Source organism: Streptomyces sp. AC627_RSS907, assembly GCF_019049165.1.
Genome location: NZ_JAGMUE010000097.1, coordinates 1 through 22,269, shown reverse-complemented (window position 1 = coordinate 22,269; position 22,269 = coordinate 1). Strand labels below are relative to the sequence as shown.

Sequence of the window (22,269 nt, the reverse complement as noted above, 5' to 3'; positions counted from 1 at the left end):
TCCCGGGCACTCTCGATCACGGGACCGCTGGTGCGGTCGGTTTGCGCGAGAGGACACGGGAGAACCGGACATGGCACGTTCACTTGAGGGCAAGGTCGCACTGGTCGCCGGAGCGACCCGCGGCGCCGGACGCGGCATCGCCGTCGAACTGGGCGCGGCCGGCGCCACCGTCTACGTCACCGGCCGCAGCACCCGTGCCCGGCGCTCGGAGTACGACCGCCCCGAGACCATCGAGGACACCGCAGGCCTCGTCACCGAGGCCGGCGGTCACGGCATCGCCGTCCCCGCCGACCACCTCGACCCGGCGCAGGTCGCCGCGCTCGTCGACCGGGTCGCCCGGGAACGGGGCCGTCTCGACGTCCTGGTCAACGACATCTGGGGCGGCGAGCACCTCTTCGCGTGGGACAGCCCCGTGTGGGAGCACGACCTCGACAAGGGGCTGCGGCTCCTCCGGCTCGCCGTGGAGACCCACGCCGTCACCAGCCACCACGCCCTGCCGCTGCTGCTGCGCCGCCCCGGCGGACTGGTCGTCGAGGTCACCGACGGCACCGACGACTACAACCGCGAGCACTACCGCACCTCCTTCTTCTACGACCTCGCCAAGGCATCCGTCCTGCGCATGGCCTTCGCCCTGGGCCACGAACTCGGGCCGCGCGGTGCCACCGCCGTCGCGCTGACCCCGGGCTGGCTGCGCTCGGAGATGATGCTCGACCACTTCGGCGTACGCGAGGAGAACTGGCGCGACGCGCTCGACCGCGTCCCGCACTTCGCCATCTCCGAGACGCCCCGCTACGTCGGCCGCGCCGTCGCCGCACTCGCCGCCGACCCGCGGGTGGCGCGCTTCAACGGCCGGTCCCTCTCCAGCGGCGGTCTCGCGCGGGAGTACGGCTTCACCGACGTGGACGGCAGCCGCCCCGACGCCTGGCGCTACATCGTCGAGGTCCAGGACGCGGGCAGGCCGGCCGACGTCACCGGCTACCGCTGACGGACGGCAGCGGCCACCGGGCGGCGTGGCCCGGCGGCAGGGCCAGGTCCTCGCGCACGGCCCCGTAGTAGCCCTCACGGGCGGCGCGCTGCCGCTCCAGCAGGGTCTGCCAGGCGTCCGGGTCGCGCGTCCCGTCCCGCAGGAAGCGTTCCATCTCCATCACGGAGACGACCCAGGCGCGGGCCTTCTCCACCACCTGCTCGCTGCCCAGCATGAGCAGCGCCTCTCCCGCCGGGTCCCGGGCGAGCGTGGCCTCCGCCTGCGCCGGCTCGGCCTCCTGGGGTGTGAGGGGATGCGGGTGCGGGTCGTTGCCGAGGTGGGCGGCGACCCGGTACGTCAGCGTGACGGAGGTCTTGAGCGCCCGGGCGTAGTCGCCGTAGACCGCGAGCCTGCGCTCCTCCCAGCGGGCCGCGGTCTCGCGGCGGAACCGGGCCCGGTCGCTGCGGACCACGGCGAGATACGAACCGAGCGCGCCGATGACGACCCCTATGAGCGCGGGGAGTTGCTGCAAGAACGCGGACATGGGCGCACGCTACCCGCTCGGGTGATCGGGCAGGCGGCCACGGGACCCCGCCGGCCGGCGGCGGCGGGCCGGCCGGCGGGGTGGGGTATGTCACTGTTTCGTCGCGACGCGGCGCGGCGGGCAACCGAGACCCCCGTACGACGGTCTAGCAGACGGGGGAGCGCACCACGGGCGCGGTCCTCCGTCCGTTCCATCCTTCGACGCGAAAGGCTGACAGGCCATGGGGGACGTACGCAGACGGGGAGTCGTCGCACTCGGGATCACCGCGCTGGTGGCACCGCTCACGCTCGCGCTCGGCGCCACGCCGGCGCAGGCGGCGAGCTGCACCACGAAGACGGGTCCGTACCAGAAGAAGGTGGAGAAGTTCCTCGGCCGGACGGCCGACGGCAAGCAGTCCACCGCCGACTGCAAGGCGATCCGCGCCTTCCAGACCAAGCACGGCATCACACCGAACATCGGCTACGCGGGGCCCGTCACCTGGGGTGTGATGGACCTGATGACGAAGCAGAAGGCGGTCGGGAAGAACCCGAACAAGTCGGGCAAGTGCCCGGTGAACAAAGGCCGCATCGCCTGTGTGAACCTGTCCCTCCAGCTGAGCTGGATCCAGGACGGCAAGAAGCTCGTTTTCGGCCCCGTCCCCGTCCGCACGGGCCGCAACGGCTACGAGACCCGTACCGGCCTGAAGAAGGTGTACTGGCGCAACATCGACCATGTCTCGACCATCTACGACGTGCCGATGCCCTACAGCCAGTTCTTCGACGGCGGCCAGGCCTTCCACTCGGTCGGCGTCAGCGTGTGGAGCCCGCCCGGCTCGCACGGCTGCGTCAACATGACGAAGAACGACGCCAAGAAGTACTGGTCGCTGCTGAAGAAGGGCGACGACGTCTACGTGTACGGCCGCAAGCCGGGCACCTGACGGACGCGGGGTGCCCGGCTCACGGGGGAGCGGGTGTGAACGGAGGGGGCCGGAGGGGTGTGTGCGGCAGGACACGGTCGCGGTGAAGAACTTGCCGGAAGCCCTTGACAGATGGGGAGATCGACGTGATCAGTAACACGGTCCGTTATGTCCGTTTGGATCGTGATTACTCACATCGTCTTCACGTCGGGCGCCGTATGCTTCACAGCATGTCCACCACTGTTGAACCCTCCTCCGAGCGATCGGCTGCCGAGGTCAACGAGGAGATCCGGGCCCTGTGGCTCCGGTCGGGCGGGACACTGAGCGTCGAGCAGCGCGAGGAGTACCAGCGGCTCGTCATGGAGTGGGCCGCCGCGGCCCCGGAGTCGGCGCAGGCCGCCTGACCCGGCGCCCGGGACTCCTCGGCGCATCGGAGCCCCGCCCCGGGGCACCCCCACGGAGTGGGTGCCCTTCTCGCACTGGCCTCGGCCCGCCTGCTACGGCGTCGTCGACCCCACTGGCGGCGTGCGCTCCCGGACCGGACCTCGCGGTGTCGCCGCCGCGGGGGCCTCCGGACCTCGAGCGCCCCCTCCCGTACGGGGACCGTCAGGGCCGCGTTCACCGGGCACCGGCGTCCCGGTTCCCGGTCACACCGCGGCCGCCTATCTTGTGCCCCATGACCAGCAGCCCGCACGACCCGCCCGGGGAAGCGAACCCCCTTCTGGCCCTCACCCTCGACCAACTGCGCCGCCGCACGAGCATGAAGTGGCGCACCCACCCCGCGGACGTACTGCCGCTGTGGGTGGCCGAGATGGACGTGCCGCTCGCCGAGCCCGTCGTGCGCGCCGTCGCGGATGCCATGGAACTCGGCGACACCGGCTACCCCGCCGGCACCGCGTACGCCGAGGCCCTGGCCGACTTCGCAGGCCGGCGGTGGGGATGGGACGGCCTGGCCGTCGAGCGCACCGCGATCGTGCCCGACGTGATGCTGGGCGTCGTCGAGATGCTCAAGCTGGTCACCGGGCCCGGTGACCCGGTGATCGTGAACCCGCCGGTGTACCCGCCGTTCCACCAGTTCGTGACGCATCTGGACCGGCGCGTCGTGGAGGCGCCGCTCGGCGCCGACCTGCGACTCGACCCCGGGGTGCTGGAGGAAGCGTTCCGGCGGGCCGTGGCCGACGGCGGGCGGGCCGCCTACCTGCTGTGCAGCCCGCACAATCCCACCGGTACGGTGCACACCGCCGCCGAGCTGGCCGCCGTGGCCGCGCTCGCCGAGCGGTACGGGGTCCGGGTCGTCGCGGACGAGATCCACGCGCCGGTCGTCGGCGGGGGCGCGCGGTTCGTGCCGTACTTGAGCGTGCCGGGTGCCGAGTGCGGCCTCGCCCTCATGTCGGCCTCCAAGGGCTGGAACCTGGCCGGGCTCAAGGCGGCGCTCGCCCTCGCCGGCCCCGGCGCCGCCGCCGACCTGGCGCGGATGCCCGAGGAGGTCGGCCACGGCCCGAGTCACGTCGGCGTGCTCGCCCACACCGCGGCCCTGCGGAACGGCACCGCCTGGCTGGACGCCCTGCTGGCCGGGCTCGACGACAACCGGCGCCTGCTCACCGACCTGCTGGCCGAGCACCTGCCCGGCATCGTCCACCACCCCGGGGAGGCGACCTGTCTCGCCTGGCTCGACTGCCGCGGTCTCGGCCTCGGTGACGACCCGGCGGACGTCTTCCTCCGCCGGGGCCGGGTGGCCCTCAGCTCCGGCATCCCCTTCGGCACCGGCGGGAGGGGGCACGTCCGGCTCAACCTGGCGACCTCGCCCGAGGTCCTGACGGAGGCGGTACGGAGGATGGCGGCGGCAGTGGCGTGAGCCTCCGGACCCGGACTCCGCGTCGTGGAGGACGCGTCACCGGCGCTGCGACGCGTACGGCCGGCTCTCAGGTCCACGCCCGGTACGGCTCGTCGACCAGTTGGAAGACCGGCTCGCCCCGTACCGGGTCCTTGGCCGTGGACAGCCGTACCCGGTCCCCGCTGTGGATGCCGATGAGGGGGCCCATGACCCGGCCGCGCAGCACGAACCCCTCGGCCATCTCGATCAGGGACACGTTGCGCGCGGCGGGGGTGTTGCGGTGCACCACCGTGGAGTGGCGCACCGTACCGGTCCCCTCGCTGCGCTCCGTCCGCAGGTCGCTGCCGCGACACACCGGGCACAGCACCCGGTGGTACATGGCGGTGCCGCACCAGGTGCAGCGCTGGAAGAAGACGGCCTCCGTGTCCGCGGGCGCGAGGTCGAGAACGCCCGTCGCGGCGCCGGCGGCCTGCTGGGCGACGTTTCCTGAGCGGTGGTACACGCTGGTCAACTCCCTGCACTCGGGCCGGAATCCGGCGTGCCCCGGCACGGGGGCACGCGTGTGCGCGGCTCACCGTGCCACCGTGCACGCCCGACAGAATATGGCACTCAGTGTCACTCGTGAAGGCGTCGTGCTGCTGAATTGGCACTCAGTGCAGCCCGGGGAGGGGGTTTGTCGCACCCTGACTCCGCCTAGCATGGCCGTCATGGACGTGTTTCTCGGCCGGCTCGACCCGGACATGTGCGTCGTGACGGCCGCGGCGAACGGGGAACGGGCGGGCTGCCTGGTCGGCTTCTCCTCACAGTGTTCCCTGGAACCGGTGCGGTTCGTCGTGTGGCTGTCCGAGCTCAACCGGACCTTCCGGGTGGCGCGCTCCGCCGAGGTGCTGGCCGTCCATCTGCTCGCCCGGGACCGGCGGGAGACCGCCGAGGTCTTCGGCGGGCAGACCGGCGACCGGGTGGACAAGTTCCAGCAGGTGCGCTGGCGCGAGGGGTACGGCGGGGCGGCCGTGCTGGAGGACGCCGAGGCGTGGTTCGTCGGCCGGGTCGTGTCGCGGGCCGACGGAGGCGACCACGTCGGCTTCGTCCTCGAACCGGTCGAGTGGGGCGGCCGGGACACGTCCGGCGGACCGCTGCTGCGGCTCGCCGACGCCCTGACCATCGAGCCCGGTCACCCCGTGGACTGACCGGTGCTCACGGCCCGGCCGGCGCCCGCACGGTGTCGTCCGGCGTCGCCGTGTCGTCCGGCACGCGGATGTCGAGGACACAGACGTCGTCCCTGCGGTCCTCGTCCTCCAGCATCGTGGACAGCACGGGCTCCAGGAAGCCGAGGGCGTCGTCGTCGTGGTGGTGGGCGGCGGCCTCCGCGAGACGGTCCAGCCCGCGGTCGATGCCCTCGGCGGGCCGCTCGACCAGGCCGTCCGTGTACAGGACGAGACGGTCGCCCGGCTCGAGGAAGCACTCGGCCTCCGTGAAGACCGGCGTGGTGCTCGCCCCCAGGAGCATCCCCCTCGGCCGGTCGAGGTAGCGAGCCGTTCCGGCACGCAGCAGCAAGGGCGGCAGATGACCGGCCTGGGCCCAGACCAGCCGGCGCCGGGCGGGGTCGTAGCGGGCCAGGACCATGCTCGCGGTGCCGTGGGTGTCCCCGGAGTGCAGCAGCAGCGTGTTGAGACGGACGAGCGCGCCGGTCAGCGACGAGCCCGTGATGATCATGCCCTTGGCGGTGAACCGGAGCTGGGCCATGGTGGCGACGGCGTCCACGCCGTGCCCGGCGACGTCGCCGACCACGAACAGGGCGTCACCCTCCGGCAGTTCTATGGCGCTGAACCAGTCGCCACCGACCTGCACCCCCGCCTGCGCGGGCAGATAGGCGACCTCGACGCGCAGCCCGGCCCGCCGTACCGGCCGCCTGGGCAGCGGCAGCAGCGCGTCCTGCAACCGGGCTGCCAGTGTCCGCTCGGCCCGCAGCACGTCGTGCTGTGTGAGCATCGCCCTCTCGCTCTCGACCAGGGCCAGCTCCGCGCGCCGTCGCGCGGTGAGGTCCTGCACGAAGCCGTGCACCTCGACGGGCGCGCCGTCGGCGTCCCGCGTGGCCTCGGCGACCATCCGCAGGTGCCGGACACCGGCCGGCGTCTTGGCCCGGAACGGAACGTCGCACGACCGTCCCTCACCCACCAGGGCCCGCACCGCCCGGTCCAGCGCGGCAGTGTCGTCGGGCAGCGCCAGCGCGGGCATTCCGGTGAGGGGGACCGGGCCGTGCGAGGGATCCCGGCCGAAGATGGCGAAGACCTGTGCCGACCAGGCGGCCTCACTGGTGACCGGGTTCCAGTTGACCCAGCCCAGGTTGCCCAGGCGCTGCAGATCCGCGAGCCGCTGCTCCTGCCGGCCGAGGGGACCGAGTGCACCACCGGCCGGCGCCTCGTCCGGCTCCCGGGCGGAGGCGGGAGCCGGGGCGCTCGGGACCGCGCTGGCGGGCCCGGGGTGGCCGGGGACCCGGAGGGCGGGGCCCGGGGACCCCGGTGCCCCCGGCTCCGGGGCGGGGGTGCCTGCCGTGCCGGGCGCGGGACCGGGAGACGGCTGGGGGCCGGACGCGAGGTCCGGTGTCTTCGGCGGCGCGGCCGGGCAGTCGCGGGAGCCGGTGGTGCCGGAGGCGGAGGACCGTGGGTCGGGGACGCCGTCGTGCGGGGGCGGCACCAGCGAGCGGAGGGTGCGCAGGCACTCCTCCAGCAAGGTGTGCCCCTCCGCCCGCGCGCGCCGCACCAGAGTCTCGTGCGCGGCCTCGGCGGAGCCGCCGGTCAGCGCCATCACCGCGCCCTTGGCCCGCTCCACGACCGCCGTCGCCGGCTCGCGCAACAGGTCCGGCTCGGCCCGCCGCGCGGCGACGACCCGGGCCGACGTGGCCGGGTCGGGCGCGGCACCGGCACCCGCCGGCGTGGCGTGCTCGCTCGTCACGCCAAGAGCATCGCACACCGGGCCGGAATCGAAGACGCCTTGTGGCAGCCGACTTCCTCCGGTGGGCGGGCCCCTGCCGGTCAGCGTCCGGCGCTGCCCCGCGCGACCAGCGCCGCGCTGACCGCCCGCACGCCGGACGCGATGGGCCGCGACCGCGGAACCCCCGCCGGGTACAGCCTGATCGTGTGTTCGATGGCCGGCCCGGGCCGCCCGAGCCGGGGCGGGCCGGCCCGGGCTGTCTGCAGGGCGGTGCGGGTCGTCACCCGGCCCCCTGCCCGCTGGATCCGCGCGTGGAGGGCGAGCGGGACGGGGGGCGGATCAGCGCGGGGCAGCCGGCGGAGCGGGCCGGTACCGGCTCGCGCAGCCACCTGGCGGCCGAGCGCTCCCGGTCGTGGTCGGCACAGCCCACCGGCCGTCCTCGTCAGGGCGCCCTCGACGGATCCCACCGTGTCCGCCCGGGCGGGGACCCCCGGTGCGGAACCGGCGTCCGCGCCCCGCGGGGGATAGCACCGCGCTGTCCGGGAACCCGCCGCTACGGAAGCGACCGACGGTACGGAAGTACCCGACACAACGGACCAGGAGTCACCGTCATGACCGTCCCGGAAGAGAACCGGCCGAAGACCGACACCACCGACGACGTCCTCGAGCAGCGCGAGGAGGACACGCCCCGCCCGCCGGGTGCCACCGGCCGGACCATGCGCGAGGCCCTGGAGGAGGCGCACGTCCGGCCCGACGACTACGACGAGCGCTGACCGGCCGCCGGCCGCGCCGCGCCCCGCGCCACCTCCCGGACGGCCGACCCGTCGCGGCACGGCGACCGGAACCCGTCCCGACGCGCCGCGCCGCACCGGCGGCAGACCCCGGCCGGGCGGCCGACGGTCACCCGTCCGCTTCCACGACGGGCAGCGCCGCCGCGGGTACGACCAGGTCCGCGCGGTCCCGGGTCGCGGCGACCAGGGCGGCGTTGCGCTGGTCGGTGCCGCGGGCCCAGGCGACCGCGTCCCCGGGAGACTTGCCGAACTCCACGTGCCGTGCCACCAGGCGGCGGATCCGCTCCTCCTCGTCCAGCTCGCAGAACCACACCTCGTCGAGCCGGGAGCGCACGCGCGCCCAGGCGCCGGTGTCCAGCAGCAGGTAGTTGCCCTCCGTCACGACCAGCCGCGCCGTCGGCGGCACCGGGACGGCCCCCGCGACGGGCTGCTCCAGCACGCGCTCGAAGCCGGGCGCGTACACGGTCTCACCGCCGTCCCCGTCGCTCCCGTCCTCACGCAGGCGGCGCAACAGGGCCGCGTACCCGGCCGCGTCGAAGGTGTCGGGGGCGCCCTTGCGGTCCCGGCGGCCGAGCCGGTCCAGTTCGGCGTCGGCGAGGTGGAAGCCGTCCATGGGGACGTGCGCGACCCAGGCCTCGCCCGCACCGTTCAGCTTCCGCACCAGCGCCCGCGCGAGCGTCGACTTCCCGGCGCCGGGGCTCCCGGCGACGCCGAGGATCGCGCGCCGTCCGTGCCGGGGGAGGGAACGGGCCCGGGCGAGGAGGTCGTCGAATGTCAGCGCCACACCGCAGAGTGTGTCACCCCGTGTCACCCCACCGGACGTCACCCCACCGGACGTCACCCCGCGGGCCACCCCGAAGGGGAGGCCCGCGCGAGCGACCGGGCACCTTTGTGGCGTGCACCACCCGATGGGACGCGCCCCGCCGGGGAACTGTGTCGGGTATGACGACGCAGCTAGGTCTTCCCGACGACATCCAGGCCTGCCTCTTCGACCTCGATGGGGTCGTCACCAGGACGGCGGTGGTGCACGCCGCCGCCTGGAAGGAGACGTTCGACGCCTTCCTGCGCGAGCGGGACGGCGCGGACTTCCGTCCGTTCACCGACTCCGACTACGACGAGTACGTCGACGGCCGCCCCCGCGCCGACGGCGTCCGCTCCTTCCTCGCCTCCCGCGGCGTCGAACTGCCCGAGGGCGCCCCCGACGACCCGCCGGACGCGCACACGGTCAACGGTGTCGGCAACCGCAAGAACGAGCTGCTCCTCGAGAAGATCCGCACCGACGGCGTGGAGCCGTACGAGGGCACACTGCGCTACATCGACGCGGTCCGCGCCGCGGGCCTCGCCACCGCGATCGTCTCCTCCAGCGCCAACACCCGGGACGTGCTGCGCTCCATCGACGCCGAGCGGCTGTTCGACGTACGGATCGACGGGGTGGTGGCCCGGGAACGGCATCTGCCGGGCAAACCGCACCCGGACACGTTCCTGGCCGCCGCCCGCGACCTCGGCGTCGCACCGTCCCGCGCCGCCGTCTTCGAGGACGCGCTCGCGGGCATGGACGCCGGCCGCTCCGGGCACTTCGGCTACGTGGTCGGCGTCGACCGCGTCGGCCAGACCGAGGCCCTCTACGCCCACGGCGCCGACCGTGTCGTCAAGGACCTCGCCGAACTGGGAGGCCAGGCGTGATCACCAACCGGACGTACGCCGTCGAGCCCTGGTCCGTACGCGAGACCGCCCTCAACCTCGACCTCCTCGCCCAGAGCGAGTCCGTCTTCGCCCTCTCCAACGGCCACGTCGGCTGGCGCGGCAACCTCGACGAGGGCGAACCGCACGGCCTGCCCGGCAGCTACCTCAACGGCGTGCACGAGCTGCACCCGCTGCCGTACGCCGAGGCGGGCTACGGCTACCCCGAGTCCGGACAGACCATCATCAACGTCACCAACGGCAAGCTGCTGCGGCTGCTGGTCGACGACGAGCCGTTCGACCTGCGCTACGGGCGGCTCGTCAAGCACGAACGCACCCTGGACCTGCGGCGCGGCGTGCTGGAGCGGACCTGCGAGTGGACCTCCCCGGCCGGAAAGACGGTCCGGGTGCGCTCCACCCGGCTGGTCTCGCTCACCCAGCGGGCCATCGCCGCCGTGCAGTACGAGGTGGAACCGGTCGACAGCCGCACCCGGGTGGTCATCCAGTCGGAACTGGTCGCCAACGAGAGCCTGCCCGACCCCGACGGGGACCCGCGCGCCGCGAAGGCCCTGCAGTCCCCGCTGGAGCCCGAGGAGCACCTGGCCGGCGGGCCCCGGCTGCGTCTGGTCCACCGGACCCGGCGCAGCGGCCTCAGGGTCGCCGTGGCCGCCGACCACGAGCTCGACGCTCCCGAGCAGACCACCACCAGCAGCGAGAGCGACGCGGACGTGGCCCGGCTGACCATCACCTCCGTGCTGGAGCCGGGACAGCGGCTGAGGGTGCGCAAGACGGTCGCCCACGGCTGGTCGGGCACCCGGTCCCGCCCCGCGATGAGCGACCAGGTCGAGGCCGCGCTCGCCGCCGCCGCGCACAGCGGCTGGGACGGCCTGGAGGCCGAACAGCGCGCCTACCTCGACGACTTCTGGGCCCGGGCGGACGTCGAGGTGCACGGCGACGAGGAGATCCAGCAGGCCGTGCGGTTCGCCCTGTTCCATGTGCTGCAGGCCGGGGCCCGTGCCGAGCAGCGGGCGATTCCGGCCAAGGGACTGACCGGCTCCGGTTACGACGGGCACGTGTTCTGGGACACCGAGATGTTCGTGCTGCCCGTGCTGACCTACACCGAGCCCAGGGCCGTCGCCGAGGCGCTGCGCTGGCGCCGGGACACCCTGCCCGCCGCCCGGGACCGCGCCACCCAGCTGGGCCTGCGCGGCGCCGCGTTCCCGTGGCGGACGATCGACGGCTCGGAGGGCTCCGCGTACTGGCCGGCCGGCACGGCGGCCTTCCACGTGGCCGCCGACATCGCACACGCCGCGGTGCGGTACACGGCGGCGACCGGCGACACCGACTTCGAACGCGACACCGCCCTGGAACTCCTGGTGGAGACGGCCCGGCTGTGGCGCTCCCTCGGCCACCACGACCACCACGGCGTCTTCCACATCGACGGCGTCACCGGCCCGGACGAGTACAGCGCCATCACCGACGACAACGTGTACACCAACCTCATGGCACGGGCCAACCTCCTCGCCGCGGCCGACGTGTGCGAACGCCACCCGGACGACGCGGCCCGGCTCGGCGTCGACGACGAGGAGAGCGCCGCCTGGCGGGACGCCGCCGAGTCCGTGCACATCCCCTACAACGAGGAGATCGGCGTCCACGAGCAGCACTCGGGCTTCACCCGCCACCAGCGCTGGGACTTCGCCGCCACCGCCGCCGACCAGTACCCGCTGCTGCTGCACTTCCCCTACTTCGACCTCTACCGCAAGCAGGTCGTCAAGCAGTCCGACCTCGTGCTGGCGATGTACACCTGCGGCAACTGGTTCGACGCCCACTGCGACGAGGACCAGATCGCCCGCAACTTCGCCTACTACGAGCCGCTGACCGTGCGGGACTCCTCGCTGTCCGCGTGCTGCCAGGCCGTCGTCGCCGCGCAGACCGGCCATCTGCGCCTGGCCTACGACTACGCCGCCGAGGCCGCCCTGATGGACCTGGCGGACCTGGAGCACAACACCCGCGACGGGCTGCACATCGCCTCCCTGGCCGGCACCTGGATGGCGCTGGTCGCCGGGTTCGGCGGCACCCGGCGCTTCGGCGACAGTCTCCGGTTCGCACCGCGCCTGCCCGAGAAGTTCAGCCGGCTCGCCTTCCGGCTCCAGTTCCGCGGCCGGTGCCTGAGCGTGGAGATCGACGCCGACAAGGCGACGTACACCCTGCTCAACGGCTCCCCTCTGACGATTCACCACCACGGGACCGAGGTGGCCGTGAACGGGGACGGTCCCGTCACCCTCGCCATCCCCGCGCCCAAGTGGCGCCCCGCACCCGAACAGCCCCCGCACCGCCGCCCCAACGCCCGCTGACCGGCCCTACGCGGGCGCGTGACGGCGCGACTGGCCGAGATCCGACCTGCACATCCGCGGCACGCGGGTTACTTTGACCATGGTTTCCGGGATTCCGGGCTCCCGCCACGGGACGGCAGGAGGTGAGGTCCGAGCGGCCCCGCGACGAGCGGGGGTGAGGGGTACACGATGGCCGACGGTGCCAACGCCGTCCTCATGGGCGGACGGCGGCGCGAGCCCACGGCGACGTCCGGTGCCCCCAGGCGCCTGCGCGGTGACGCCCTGCTCGCGGCGGTGGCGGCCGTCTTCACCGTGGCCCAGCTGGTCTTCGTCCGCCCCGGTATGGGACTCGGCTGGGACGAGACGGTGTACGTCAGCCAGGTCACCTCCCACCATCCCGCCGCCTTCTTCAGCGCGCCGCGATCCCGCGGTGTCTCCCTGCTGGTGGCGCCCGTGGCGTCCTGGTCGGCCTCCACCGAGCTGCTGCGCGTCTACCTCGCCGTGCTGTCCGGCGCCGGCCTGTATCTCGCCCTGCGCGCCTGGAAGGGCCTGTTCCCGGTCCGGGTCCTGGCCACGGCCGGCGCGTTCTTCGCCTCCCTGTGGGTGACGCTCTTCTACGGTCCGCAGGCCATGCCCAACTACTGGGTCGCGATCGGCGCCCTGGTCTGCGTGGGCTGCTTCCTGCGGTCCTGGCAGGGCCTGTCCGGCCGGGCCGCTCTGTGGGGGGTGGTGGCCGGGGCCGCGCTGATGGCGTGGATGCGGCCGACCGACGCGGTCTGGGTGACGCTGCCCCTGCTGGTCCTCGTCCTCGTGCGCCGCCGCCCGCTGCTGCTGCTCGCCCTCGTGGGCGGCCTCGCGGCCGGGGGAGTGGAGTGGGTGATCGAGGCCTACGGCTGGTACGGCGGCCTCGGGGAGCGGCTGTCCCGGGCCTCCGAGATCCAGGGCGGCCTCGGCTGGAACGTCGCCCTCGACGACCAGATGCGCAGCCTGGGCGGGCGGGCTCTGTGCCGCCCGTGCACCGGATCGATGCCGCACCCGGTGGTCACCCTGTGGTGGGCGGTCCTCCCGGTCGTCGCCGTCCTCGGCGTCGTCGTCGCGGTCCGGGCGGGGCGCGCCACCCGCGCGCTGATCCCGTTCGCCTGTGCCGTGACGGCCGCGGTGCCGTACCTGTTCATGATCGGCTACGCGGCGCCCCGCTTCCTGCAGCCCGCCTACGCCCTGCTGGCCGTCCCGGTCGCCGACGCGCTGTGGCACCTGGTCAGGACGGAGCGCGGCCGGTGGCGGCCGGTGGCCGCGGCGGTCGTCGCGCTCGCCCTGGCCGGGCATCTGACGGTGCAGCTCGCCGTCCTCGTGGGCACGGTGGACCGCAACGTCGCCAGCCGCCAGAACTGGGCCCGCGCCGCCGACGAGCTGCACCGGCTCGGCGTCCGTCCGCCCTGTCTGATCACCGGGCACGAGGCCATCCCGATCGGCTACTACACCGGCTGCTCCTCGGGCGCCACCAGCGGCAACAACGAGAACACCACCGTCGCCGAGATCGTGGACACCGCCCGCCGGATCCCGGTCGCCACCGTCGTCGCACCGGGCGGCACCCCGCCCGGCTACGCCCGGTCCTGGGCCCCGCACCGCGTCGGCGACCTGAGCGTCCGCGTCGCACCCCGGGGGTGAAGATCCCGGTCCGGGAACGGGTTAGAGATCGCGTATCGGGAAACGCGAACCGCACACCGAGACCACCGAGCCGACGCAGCGCGAGAGGGAGGCAGCGATGGGCACGGACCCGATGGCCGACGACGCCTACCAGCCCACCGGAACCAACGAGGAGCAGGAGGACGCCGCGCCCCTCGACCTCCAGGACGCCGTCGACGAGCGGACCTACGACGACACGCTCGACGAGGGGTACTCCCCGCCGGAGAAGCCGCTCGGCGTGACCAAGTACGGCACCACCGCGGCCGAGCAGCACGACGGCGAGACGCTGGACCAGCGGCTGTCCCAGGAGGTGCCCGACGTGTCCGCCCCCGACGGGGACGGCGTGGGCGACGAGCCCGGCGGCGAGGGCGAACCGGTCGACCCCGAGGCGGGCACCGCACGCTCCGGCCGTCTGGTCGCCCCCGACGAGGGCGTACGCACCGACACGACCAAGGAGTCGGTCGCCGACGACGTGGGCATCGACGGCGGAGCCGCGGGCGCCGAGGAGGCCGCGGTGCACGTCGTGGAGGACGAGACGGCGCTGCCGGACGATGACGAGCAGGCACGCCGGGGCGGCGACCGGAGCGGCTGAGGACCCGGCCGGGACCGCCCGGCCGGGACCGCCCGGCCGGGACCCTCGGCCACCGCCCGGGTCCGGTGCCTGCCGCACCGGACCCGGGCGCCGCGTTCTCCGGCGGCCCCTCGGTCAGGGCAGCAGCTTGTCCATGGCCGCGGGTCCCTCCTCCGCCAGTTTGCGCCGGGCCCATTCCAGGTTCTTCGGGGTGACGTCCCGGCCGGTCGCGAGAACGAGGTCCTCCGGAGACACCTCGGTGCCGTTGCGGGTGTGGAGCAGGTCGTCCGGGGTGGCGCGGTCGTCGCCCGCGCGGGCTTCGGACGCCCGGGAGGCGTCGGGCTGTGACGTCGACATGATCAGTGCTCCTCGCATCCGGATCGCTGCTTCGGTGCCGTGCTGTTATCGGTCCCGAATATCCCGATAACACCATTCAATGCGGAAGCGGCCCGCGCATCCGGAAGGCGGCGTGCCGTCAGTGCCGGGTGGCAAGCTGTCCGGCACGGTGATCGGTGGCGCGGGCGGCGGAGGCGGCGTGGGGTTCGAGGGCGAGATCTGGCGGGTGCGCGGCGACGGCGACGCCGGGCAGGACGGGCAGGGCGGGGGCGAGATCGGCGAGATCCTGATCGACGACGCCGATTTCCCCTGGCTGTCGGGCCGGTTCAGCGCCGGTCCGGCCTTCGACGCGGTCCGTGAGCTGTTCGCCCGCGAACTCGCCCTCGCGGAGCGGGACGACGAGGGGCACCGGCAGGAGTGGGAGGCGGTCCTCGCCGAGATCGGGCGGCGCGTGCGGCTGGTCTCTCCCGACGGCCCGGTCGCGGATTTCCTTCTGCACATCGAGGGGGACCGGGCCTGGTTCAGGTGGAGCGACGAACCGGCCGGGAAGGAGCCAAGAGGCGGCTGACCCCGGTCACCGCCGGCCGGTGAGCAGGGCCTCGGCCTCGGCGAGGATCTCGGTGACCCGCAGGCCGAACGCGGCGTCGCACGGGTGGGACCCCCCGCCCCCGGCGGCGGCCAGGAGGGCGTCCGCCGCCCGCAGGAGAGCGGGCACCGGCCCCTCCGCGGTCTCCGGCAGGAGCGTCACCCCGGACCGCCCGCGCAGCTCCACCGCCGCCCCCGCAGCGGCGGGCGGCGCCGTCAGGCTGAGCGTGAGCGTGCTGGACGCGCCACCGGCGTGGTCCAGGACCAGATGGACGGTGTCCCCGGGGCCCGGGGCCGCCGCCGTCACGCGCCGGGCGTCACCGAGGACCGGCAGCAGCACGGACAGGGCGTGCGGCCCCACGTCCCACAGGGCGCCCTTCTCACGGCGCCACGGCGAGTTCGCGAACGGGCTGTCGCCGGTGAACAGCGCGCCGAGCCACTGCGCCCGCGCGGTGAACCAGTCGCCCTGGGCCGCCCGCTCGGTGATCCACGCCTCGGTCTCGGACTGGAACCGGGTGGTGAAGAAGACGACCGAGGCGACGCCCGCCTCCCGCACCGCCTCGACCACCGCCCGCCCCTGCGGCACGGTCGCCGCGAGTGGCTTGTCGAGCAGCAGATGGCACCCGGCGCGCGCCGCCCGCGCCGCCAGCCCGGCCTGCACCGCCGGCGGCAGCGCGACGGCGACCGCCTCCACGTCGGCGAGCAGGGCGTCGACGTCGTCGTAGGCCTGGGTGCCGTGCCGGTCCGCCAGCTCCTTGGCGGCGTCCGGGCGACGTCCCCACACGCCCACGAAGTCCAGGTCGTCGTGCCGACGCAGGGCGGGGGCGTGTGCCATGTCCGCCCAGGGGCCGGTGCCGAGCAGTCCGATGCGCATGCGTCGCCTCTCCACGGCGCCGGCCCCGACACGGGGCCCGCCACCGTTCCTCATACCGCCCGGCGCGGAAGCGCCCGGCCGACGCCGAGCGTGCCACACCGACCGGGTGCCGGCGCAAGACCCGGATCCTCCGGTGACGGAAACGAGACGCCCGCCCCGCGGCAGCCGTCCTGCCCGGCGGGCGGCCCGCCCGTCCGGTGCGCCCGGCCACTGGAACGCCGGTGCGACCCACCGGACCGGGTCCTGGCCCTCGGGGCAGGGTGTTGCCTGCCCACCTCACCGGCCCACCCGTCCCCCAGGGCACCTGCAGAACGACGTCCCGACGGCGTTTCACCCCCGGACGCCGTACGCGGTCCGCCCACGCCGGTTCCGTCGCCCCGGTGGGGTGGCCTCGCTCGGTGCTTTCGGGGTCGGTGCTTTCGGGGTCGGTGGTCCGGGCGTGGGGGCGGTGGTTGATGCGGGGGTTTCGGCGCGCGGTCTACCCGCGGCCGGTTCCGTCGCCCCGGTGGCCGGGGTGGCCTCGCTCGGCCCCTGGGCCTACGGGCCGGGCGTCGGCGCGCTCGGTCGCTCCCGGGGCGCCGTACCGCCTCCGCACGCTGCGGTTGTTTCCGGTGGCGCGTTCCCGCGCTCCACGGCCCAGGGACCTGCGACGGCCCCCGGGCGTCGTACGAGACCGGTGAAATTGCCGATCCCCCCGGCCGCACCGCCCGCCCACAGTGGCACCGCCAGCTCATCGGCGACGCCCGTGCGGTGGATGTCCCGGGACGCGACCCCACGTGTTCCGGGCCGTGTGCGACCGCCGCCCGGACCCCTCGCCACGACAGAGAGGACGACTCCTCGTGGAGCAGAACCCCCACACCCACGCCGCCTCCCGGGCCCCGCGCCCGGCGTTCCGCGGAACGCGGCGGCGGCTCGCCGGCGTCACGGCGGCGGTCGCCGCCGTCGTCGCGCTCAGTACCCTCACCGGCCCGGGAGCGCAGGCCGCCGACAACCCGTACGAGCGCGGCCCGGCGCCCACCGAGTCCAGCATCGAGGCACTGCGCGGCCCGTACTCCGTGGCCGACACCAGCGTCTCCCGGCTGGCGGTCACCGGCTTCGGCGGTGGCACGATCTACTACCCGACCAGCACCAGCGACGGCACGTTCGGCGCCGTCGTGGTCGCGCCCGGCTTCACCGCCTCCCAGTCCTCCATGGCCTGGCTCGGCCCGCGGCTGGCCTCACAGGGCTTCGTGGTGTTCACCATCGACACCATCACCACGATGGACCAGCCCGACTCCCGCGGCCGGCAACTGCTGGCGGCCCTGGACTACCTCACCGAGCGCAGCTCCGTGCGCGGCCGGATCGACAGCGGCCGACTCGGCGTCATGGGCCACTCGATGGGCGGCGGCGGCAGCCTGGAGGCCGCCAAGTCCCGGCCGTCGCTCCAGGCCGCGATCCCCCTCACGCCCTGGAACCTGGACAAGAGCTGGCCCGAGGTCAGCACCCCGACGCTGATCGTGGGAGCCGACGGTGACAGCGTCGCCCCGGTCGCCACGCACGCGGAGCCCTTCTACTCCAGCCTGTCGTCCAGGACGGACCGCGCGTACCTGGAGCTCAACAACGCGACCCACTTCGCGCCGAACTCGTCGAACACGACGATCGCCAAGTACAGCATCTCCTGGCTCAAGCGGTTCATCGACAACGACACCCGCTACGAGCAGTTCCTGTGCCCGCTCCCACGGCCGAGCCTGGCCATCGAGGAGTACCGGGGCAACTGCCCGCACACCTCCTGACAACCCCCACGGCACCATCCGGCGGCGGTCGCGGCACCTCGCGGCCGCCGCCGGCGCGGGCTGTGCGACCGCACGCCCCCGGCCCCCGAGCGCTGGGCAACGGCACAGTGCGTGACCCACCCGTGCGGGCCACAACCGCAGGTGACACGGCCGACGCCGCACCGCGGCCCGGCGGACCGGCGCCTTCCACCTCAGGTTACGCGCGCGTAACCTCCCGGGAATGACCGGAGAGACGACCGTACGTACGGCCGTGCGCATCCACGGCCGAAGCGCGCAACGCCAGGCGGTGCGCACGCTGTTGGACGGCCTGCGCACCCGCGGCGGCCACCTCGTCGTGACCGGTGAACCCGGGCTCGGCCGGACCACCCTCCTCCGGTGGGCCGCCCGCTCCTTCCGGGCCGGTCCCGTACTGCGCCTCAAGCCCGGCCCGGACCGGCACGCCCGGGTCACCGCCGAGGAACTGCCCGCCACCCTGCGGGCGGCGGCCGGCGGAGCACCGCTGCTCGTCTGCGTCGACGACGCCCACCTGTGGGACGCCCCGGCCCGGGCCGCCCTGGGCCGGGCGGCCGAGCGCCTGCACGACGCGGGCCGCGTCGGTCTGCTCCTCTCCGTCGCCGGACACCGCGCCGTCGACCCGGAGTACGCCCACCTCCCCCTGGTCCGCCTGGACCCGCTGACACCGCCGCAGGCCGAGGCCCTGCTCGACGACGTGACCGACGGCGCCGTAGACCCCGCCGTCCGGGAGGAACTGCTGGCCGAGGCGGAGGGGAACCCCGCCCTGCTCCTCGCCCTCGTCCGCCGCCTCTCGCCCGCCGAACTGCGCGGGCGCCGGCCCCTGCCCAGGCCCCTGGCCGACGCCGGGACCCTGGCGGAGGTGGCGGGCGCGGCACTGACCGGCCTCTCCGCGGACGCGCGGGACCTGCTGCTGACGGTGGCGGCGGCCGTACGGGCCTCGGACGGACCGGACGTCGACGCCGGGCTGGTCCTCGACGCCGTACGGCGGCTGCGGCCGTCCGGCGCGCCGGCCCCGCCCCTGGAACCGCCCCCCGCGCCGCTCGCCCTGGCCGACGACCGGCTCCGCTTCCACGGCCCGCTGGTCCGCCGCACGGTCCACGCCACCGCCGCGCCGGACCGCCGCCGCGCCGCGCACCGTGCGCTGGCCGACGTGCTGGAGGGCGACGGCCGGCTGCTCCCGGGGCTGCTGCACCGCTCCTGGTCCCTGACCGGACCGGCGCCGCTGCTCGCCGAGCGGCTGGCGGCGGTGGCGGCCGACGGCACGGTGCCGGCCTCGTACGAGCTGCGCGCGACGGCGTACACGCGCGCCGCCGAGCTGACCACCGACGGCCCGGCCCGGGCGGAGCGGTACACGGCCGCGGCCGAGCAGGCCCTGCTCGCCGGTCGCCCCGACCGGGCGCGTCCGCTGCTCGCCGCGGCCCGCGCCGGCACCGCACCGGCGATCGTCCGGGGGCGGGCCGAACTCGTGCGCGGCCTCACGGAGCTCCGGGACGGCCCCGTCGGTGACGCCCACCAGTCGCTGCTGCTGGCGGCGTCCCTGCTGGCCCCGGACGCCCCCGCCGACGCCGCGACCGCCACCCTGGCCGCCGTCGACGCCGCCTGGGCGGCGGGAGACCTGCCGGCGTGCCTGGCCACGCTCGCCGCCGAACCACCCCACCGGGACGAGACCCCGGCGCACCGGACCACCGGGACCCGGCAGCCCGCGGCGCCCGTGGCCGCCACCGTGCGCGACCACCGCGCCGGCATGCGGGCGCTGCTGGAGGGGCGGCTCGACCGGGCCGTCGTCCCCCTCGGGCAGGTGGTGGAGCGGGCCGGGACCGAGGACCGCCCCGAGGGACTGCTGCGGTCGGCGGCGGCCGCGTTGCTGCTCGGGGACGTGGACTCCGCCCGCCGGGCCGGGGCGCGGGCCCTGGCCGCCGCCCGGCAACTGGGGTCGGACGCGCTGGTGCCGCAGGCACTGGAGTACCTCGCCTACGCCGAACTGCGCGCCGGCCGGCACCCGCAGGCGCGCGCCCACGCGGAGGAGGGGCTGCGCACCGCGCTGCGCGCCGGGCAGCGCAACACCGCGGCCCACCACCAGGCCGTCCTCGCCCTCGCCGCGTCGATCGAGGAGGAACCGGAGGTCGTCGCGCGGCATGTGACGGCCGCGCTGACCACGGCCCGGCGGCACGGACTGGTGCAGGCGGCCACCCTGGCGGAGTGGGCGGCGGCCCGCGCCGACCTCGGCAGGGGGCGCCCGCTGGACGCGGCCGACCGGCTCGGACTCCTGGTACTTCCCGGGCCCGGGCGCGGACACTTCGCGGTGTGGCGGCTCGCCGTGCCGTGCTTCGTGGAGGCCGCGGTCCTCGCCGGACGCCACGAGGACGCCCGGGCGGTCCTCGCCGACTACGCCGGCTGGGCGGCGTTCGGCGCCGATCCGCAGGCCGCCGCGCAACTGGCCCGCTGCCGCGCACTCCTCGCCCCGCCGGAGCGCGCCGACGGCCTCTACCGCCGCGCGCTCGCCCGGCACGACGAGGCGGGCGGCGACTTCGAACGGGCCCGCACCGAGCTGCTGTACGGCAAGTGGCTGCGCCGGCGGCGCAGGCCGCGGGAGGCTCGCGGGCGCCTCGGGGCCGCGCTGGCCGGCTTCGACCGCTGTGGCGCCGGCGTCTGGGCGGAGCAGGCGCGCGGCGAGCTGCGGGCGCTGGGAGCGGCCCCGCACCAGGAGGGCGCCGGAGCGCTGACCCGCCTGACACCGCAGCAGCTGCGCATCGCGCGGCACGTCGCCGAGGGCGCCACCAACCGGGAGGTCGCGCTGACCCTCGCGGTGAGCACCCGCACCGTCGACTACCACCTCCGCAAGGTCTTCGCCGCACTCGGCGTACGGTCCCGGCTGGAGCTGGCCCGCATGGTCGAGCAGGCCGAACAGGGCCGACAGGCCGAAAAGACCGGTGCACAACCCTAGGGACCGACCGGACGGTATGCCATCCTTCGGGGCAGGACGAGTCAGGGGGCGGGTCCGGCGCGGGCGGGACAGCCCGTCGCGGAGGGCGCCCTCGCAAGCCCTGGCCTGGGGAGGACCGCGATGCAGCAAGCCGTACGGTCACGAGCAGCGATCCGTGGCGGGCTGACGCCCGTTCCACGCCCGCGGACACCGAGCGTCACGTCGCTGATCGACGCCGACGCCCTGCGGGTCCTGCACCGGGCCGCCCGCGCCCTGCTCGACGACCTGCCCGGTCTGACCGATCAGCTGGTGGCCCTGCTGCAGGAACAGGAGCCGGCGTACCGCACGGCGGTCGTCCAGGACTCCACCGCCACCTGGAAGGAGGCCCACCGCTCGCTGCGGCACGGCGTGACCTCGCTGCTCGACCCCCGCGGTGCCCGGGACGCGGCCCACCGCTGCTCCTGGCGGATCGGCGCCGCCCGCGCCGAGCAGGGCCTCCCGCTGGACGCCCTGCTGCACGCCTTCCGCCTCGGCGGCTCCCTGGTGTGGCAGCGGCTGGTCGAGGAGACCTCCCGGACCGCACCCGAGGACGTACGCCTCCTCGTGCACGTGGCCGCCGACGTGTGGAACTTCGTCGACGAGCACTGCACCCTCGTGGCGGACGCCTACCGGCAGACCGAGTGGCAGCTGAGCCGCCGACGCGAGAACCGGGTCCGGCTGCTGGCGGCCGGCCTGCTCGACGGCACCAGCCGCATCGCCGACCTGCCCGAGGCCGCCCAGGCGCTGGGCCTGCCGGAGCAGGGCCGGTACGTCGTCGTCGCCGTCACCGGCGGACACCCCGCCCGCCCCGACATCGCCCGCGCCGCCGCCGTACCGTCCGGCACACGGGTCCACTGGCACGCCGGGGCGGAGGTCGACCACGGCATCGTCCTGCTGGGAGCCGACGGCGACGAGCTCGCGCGGCCGCAGGAGGCCGACGGGCCGGGGCCGGGACCGTCCGGCCCGGTGCCCGGCCTGCGGATCGGCGTCGGCAGCCCCGTCGAGGGACTCGCCGCCGTCGGTGTCGCCCGGCGGTCCGCCGACACCGCGCTGGACATCTGTCCCGAGGGCGGCGGCACGGTCAGGCTCGCCGACCACCTCCCCGCCGCGCTGGTCGTCTCCAGCCCCGAACTCGGCCGGGCCCTCGCCGAGAAGGTGCTCGGCCCGCTGCTGCGCCTGGAGCCCCCCGACCGGGAGGTGCTGCTGGACACCCTCACCACATGGCTGGACTGCGACGGCTCGGCGCAACGGGCCGGCGAACGCCTCTACTGCCACCGCAACACGGTCCTCAACCGTCTGCGCCGCTGCGAGCAACTGACCGGCCGCTCCCTGGCCCGCCCGGCCGACGTCGTCGAGATCAGCCTGGCCCTGACGGCCCGGCACGTACTGCGCGAATGACGCGGCAGGCGGCTGGCACCCGGACCCCGGCCGCCCCCGGACCAACCGCCCCGGCCGCCCCCGGCTGCCCCGGCCCCGGACCCCGGCCGCCCCCGGAC

Annotated in this window: 20 protein-coding genes; 14 read left to right on the top strand and 6 right to left on the bottom strand. The window is 75.0% G+C overall.

Annotated elements, in window-relative coordinates; genetic code table 11:
- Window positions 1-70 precede the first annotated feature (70 nt).
- Window positions 71-985 (top strand): SDR family oxidoreductase, encoded by a 915-nt coding sequence (locus KUM32_RS20900; RefSeq protein ID WP_217143445.1) that lies wholly within the window; start codon window positions 71-73, stop codon window positions 983-985.
- Here the strand turns inward: KUM32_RS20900 and KUM32_RS20895 are convergent.
- Window positions 969-1,508 (bottom strand): hypothetical protein, encoded by a 540-nt coding sequence (locus KUM32_RS20895; protein ID WP_217143444.1) that lies wholly within the window; start codon window positions 1,506-1,508, stop codon window positions 969-971. The two genes, KUM32_RS20900 and KUM32_RS20895, sit on opposite strands and share 17 nt — an antisense overlap.
- A 220-nt stretch (window positions 1,509-1,728) precedes the next feature.
- On the opposite strand from KUM32_RS20895, the gene KUM32_RS20890 reads away from it, so the two are divergent.
- The 3 genes from KUM32_RS20890 to KUM32_RS20880 all read left to right on the top strand — a co-directional run bounded on the left by KUM32_RS20890 (window position 1,729) and on the right by KUM32_RS20880 (window position 4,258).
- Window positions 1,729-2,424, top strand: a complete 696-nt coding sequence (locus tag KUM32_RS20890) for a L,D-transpeptidase family protein (RefSeq protein ID WP_217143443.1) — start codon at window positions 1,729-1,731, stop codon at window positions 2,422-2,424.
- A gap of 197 nt (window positions 2,425-2,621) precedes the next feature.
- A complete protein-coding gene (locus KUM32_RS20885; protein ID WP_217143442.1) occupies window positions 2,622-2,807 on the top strand; it encodes a hypothetical protein in 186 nt (61 codons plus the stop codon).
- Window positions 2,808-3,079: 272 nt separating this feature from the next.
- Window positions 3,080-4,258 (top strand): MalY/PatB family protein, encoded by a 1,179-nt coding sequence (locus KUM32_RS20880; protein ID WP_217143441.1) that lies wholly within the window; start codon window positions 3,080-3,082, stop codon window positions 4,256-4,258.
- 67 nt (window positions 4,259-4,325) lie between these two features.
- Here KUM32_RS20880 and KUM32_RS20875 read toward each other — a convergent pair whose 3' ends face one another.
- Window positions 4,326-4,739, bottom strand: coding sequence for a Zn-ribbon domain-containing OB-fold protein (locus tag KUM32_RS20875; protein ID WP_217143440.1), 414 nt, complete (start codon window positions 4,737-4,739; stop codon window positions 4,326-4,328).
- A 196-nt stretch (window positions 4,740-4,935) separates the two neighbouring features.
- On the opposite strand from KUM32_RS20875, the gene KUM32_RS20870 reads away from it, so the two are divergent.
- On the top strand, window positions 4,936-5,424 hold the full coding sequence (locus tag KUM32_RS20870; protein ID WP_217143439.1) for a flavin reductase family protein: 489 nt from the start codon (window positions 4,936-4,938) through the stop codon (window positions 5,422-5,424).
- Between the two features lie 7 nt (window positions 5,425-5,431).
- Here KUM32_RS20870 and KUM32_RS20865 read toward each other — a convergent pair whose 3' ends face one another.
- Window positions 5,432-7,189, bottom strand: coding sequence for a SpoIIE family protein phosphatase (locus tag KUM32_RS20865; RefSeq protein ID WP_308408692.1), 1,758 nt, complete (start codon window positions 7,187-7,189; stop codon window positions 5,432-5,434).
- A gap of 590 nt (window positions 7,190-7,779) precedes the next feature.
- On the opposite strand from KUM32_RS20865, the gene KUM32_RS20860 reads away from it, so the two are divergent.
- Window positions 7,780-7,941 (top strand): hypothetical protein, encoded by a 162-nt coding sequence (locus KUM32_RS20860; RefSeq protein WP_217143438.1) that lies wholly within the window; start codon window positions 7,780-7,782, stop codon window positions 7,939-7,941.
- A gap of 127 nt (window positions 7,942-8,068) precedes the next feature.
- On the opposite strand, the gene KUM32_RS20855 is transcribed toward KUM32_RS20860, so the two are convergent.
- Entirely contained in the window at window positions 8,069-8,743 is a 675-nt protein-coding gene (locus KUM32_RS20855) for a nucleoside/nucleotide kinase family protein (RefSeq protein ID WP_217143437.1), read from the bottom strand.
- A 158-nt stretch (window positions 8,744-8,901) separates the two neighbouring features.
- Between KUM32_RS20855 and KUM32_RS20850 the strand changes: the two genes are divergently transcribed.
- From KUM32_RS20850 to KUM32_RS20835, 4 genes are all read left to right on the top strand, one after another.
- The gene (locus tag KUM32_RS20850) at window positions 8,902-9,642 is read left to right on the top strand and encodes a beta-phosphoglucomutase family hydrolase (RefSeq protein ID WP_217143436.1); all 741 of its coding nucleotides are present in this window, start codon (window positions 8,902-8,904) and stop codon (window positions 9,640-9,642) included.
- A complete protein-coding gene (locus tag KUM32_RS20845) occupies window positions 9,639-11,993 on the top strand; it encodes a glycoside hydrolase family 65 protein (RefSeq protein WP_217143435.1) in 2,355 nt (784 codons plus the stop codon). Before KUM32_RS20850 ends, KUM32_RS20845 begins: the two co-directional genes overlap by 4 nt.
- Window positions 11,994-12,161: 168 nt before the next feature.
- A complete protein-coding gene (locus KUM32_RS20840; protein ID WP_217143434.1) occupies window positions 12,162-13,640 on the top strand; it encodes a hypothetical protein in 1,479 nt (492 codons plus the stop codon).
- Between the two features lie 97 nt (window positions 13,641-13,737).
- Window positions 13,738-14,250 carry a DUF5709 domain-containing protein gene (locus tag KUM32_RS20835; RefSeq protein WP_217143433.1) on the top strand — a complete coding sequence of 171 codons (513 nt, stop codon included), beginning with the start codon at window positions 13,738-13,740 and terminating at the stop codon, window positions 14,248-14,250.
- 114 nt (window positions 14,251-14,364) lie between these two features.
- Here KUM32_RS20835 and KUM32_RS20830 read toward each other — a convergent pair whose 3' ends face one another.
- The gene (locus KUM32_RS20830) at window positions 14,365-14,586 is read right to left on the bottom strand and encodes a hypothetical protein (RefSeq protein ID WP_217143432.1); all 222 of its coding nucleotides are present in this window, start codon (window positions 14,584-14,586) and stop codon (window positions 14,365-14,367) included.
- 178 nt (window positions 14,587-14,764) lie between these two features.
- Here KUM32_RS20830 and KUM32_RS20825 point away from each other — a divergent pair, with 178 nt between their 5' ends.
- Window positions 14,765-15,133 carry a hypothetical protein gene (locus KUM32_RS20825; RefSeq protein ID WP_217143561.1) on the top strand — a complete coding sequence of 123 codons (369 nt, stop codon included), beginning with the start codon at window positions 14,765-14,767 and terminating at the stop codon, window positions 15,131-15,133.
- A 6-nt stretch (window positions 15,134-15,139) separates the two neighbouring features.
- Here the strand turns inward: KUM32_RS20825 and KUM32_RS20820 are convergent, their stop codons facing one another.
- Entirely contained in the window at window positions 15,140-16,024 is an 885-nt protein-coding gene (locus KUM32_RS20820; RefSeq protein ID WP_217143431.1) for a Gfo/Idh/MocA family protein, read from the bottom strand.
- Between the two features lie 839 nt (window positions 16,025-16,863).
- Between KUM32_RS20820 and KUM32_RS20815 the strand changes: the two genes are divergently transcribed.
- From KUM32_RS20815 to KUM32_RS20805, 3 genes are all read left to right on the top strand, one after another.
- Window positions 16,864-17,796, top strand: a complete 933-nt coding sequence (locus tag KUM32_RS20815) for a dienelactone hydrolase family protein (protein WP_217143430.1) — start codon at window positions 16,864-16,866, stop codon at window positions 17,794-17,796.
- Window positions 17,797-18,016: 220 nt separating this feature from the next.
- Window positions 18,017-20,755 (top strand): helix-turn-helix transcriptional regulator, encoded by a 2,739-nt coding sequence (locus KUM32_RS20810; RefSeq protein ID WP_217143429.1) that lies wholly within the window; start codon window positions 18,017-18,019, stop codon window positions 20,753-20,755.
- 120 nt (window positions 20,756-20,875) lie between these two features.
- Window positions 20,876-22,171, top strand: a complete 1,296-nt coding sequence (locus tag KUM32_RS20805) for a helix-turn-helix domain-containing protein (protein WP_217143428.1) — start codon at window positions 20,876-20,878, stop codon at window positions 22,169-22,171.
- Window positions 22,172-22,269: the final 98 nt, after the last annotated feature.

Bases quoted from the DNA above. Each gene is read 5' to 3' on its own strand.
- KUM32_RS20840 (WP_217143434.1), top strand. From the start codon at position 12,162: ATGGCCGACGGTGCCAACGCCGTCCTCATGGGCGGACGGCGGCGCGAG.
- KUM32_RS20805 (WP_217143428.1), top strand. From the start codon at position 20,876: ATGCAGCAAGCCGTACGGTCACGAGCAGCGATCCGTGGCGGGCTGACG.
- KUM32_RS20895 (WP_217143444.1), bottom strand. From the start codon at position 1,508: ATGTCCGCGTTCTTGCAGCAACTCCCCGCGCTCATAGGGGTCGTCATC.
- KUM32_RS20830 (WP_217143432.1), bottom strand. From the start codon at position 14,586: ATGTCGACGTCACAGCCCGACGCCTCCCGGGCGTCCGAAGCCCGCGCG.
- KUM32_RS20885 (WP_217143442.1), top strand. From the start codon at position 2,622: ATGCTTCACAGCATGTCCACCACTGTTGAACCCTCCTCCGAGCGATCG.
- KUM32_RS20835 (WP_217143433.1), top strand. From the start codon at position 13,738: ATGGGCACGGACCCGATGGCCGACGACGCCTACCAGCCCACCGGAACC.
- KUM32_RS20900 (WP_217143445.1), top strand. From the start codon at position 71: ATGGCACGTTCACTTGAGGGCAAGGTCGCACTGGTCGCCGGAGCGACC.
- KUM32_RS20870 (WP_217143439.1), top strand. From the start codon at position 4,936: ATGGCCGTCATGGACGTGTTTCTCGGCCGGCTCGACCCGGACATGTGC.
- KUM32_RS20820 (WP_217143431.1), bottom strand. From the start codon at position 16,024: ATGCGCATCGGACTGCTCGGCACCGGCCCCTGGGCGGACATGGCACAC.
- KUM32_RS20890 (WP_217143443.1), top strand. From the start codon at position 1,729: ATGGGGGACGTACGCAGACGGGGAGTCGTCGCACTCGGGATCACCGCG.
- KUM32_RS20860 (WP_217143438.1), top strand. From the start codon at position 7,780: ATGACCGTCCCGGAAGAGAACCGGCCGAAGACCGACACCACCGACGAC.
- KUM32_RS20850 (WP_217143436.1), top strand. From the start codon at position 8,902: ATGACGACGCAGCTAGGTCTTCCCGACGACATCCAGGCCTGCCTCTTC.
- KUM32_RS20810 (WP_217143429.1), top strand. From the start codon at position 18,017: ATGACCGGAGAGACGACCGTACGTACGGCCGTGCGCATCCACGGCCGA.
- KUM32_RS20880 (WP_217143441.1), top strand. From the start codon at position 3,080: ATGACCAGCAGCCCGCACGACCCGCCCGGGGAAGCGAACCCCCTTCTG.